Below are 252 nucleotides of genomic sequence, written 5' to 3'. Positions count from 1 at the left end.
TCAATTCACTCGGCGTGACGGCTGAAGCCTCGGGACGTAACGATCTGGTCGTGAAAACGCCTGAAGGCGACCGGAAAGTGTCAGGCTCAGCCTACCGCGAAACGATGGATCGCGGATTCCACCACGGCACATTATTGCTGAATGCCGATCTGAGCCGTCTGGCAAACTATCTGAATCCGGACAAGAAAAAGCTCCAGGCTAAGGGAATTACCTCCGTGCGCGGTCGCGTGGCGAATCTGGTGGAGCTCCTGC

1 protein-coding gene is annotated in these 252 nt (G+C 56.7%); it reads left to right on the top strand.

What is annotated here, in order from left to right; all coding sequences use genetic code 11:
- The coding region (locus FLQ44_RS21140) for a lipoyl protein ligase domain-containing protein (RefSeq protein WP_439144957.1) at window positions 1–252 on the top strand (252 nt) is incomplete at both ends.

This window comes from Vogesella mureinivorans (genome assembly GCF_007644035.1).
Taxonomy (GTDB): domain Bacteria; phylum Pseudomonadota; class Gammaproteobacteria; order Burkholderiales; family Chromobacteriaceae; genus Vogesella; species Vogesella mureinivorans.
The sequence above is the reverse complement of the archived record's forward strand: the minus strand, read 5'-3'. Positions and strand labels throughout refer to the sequence as shown.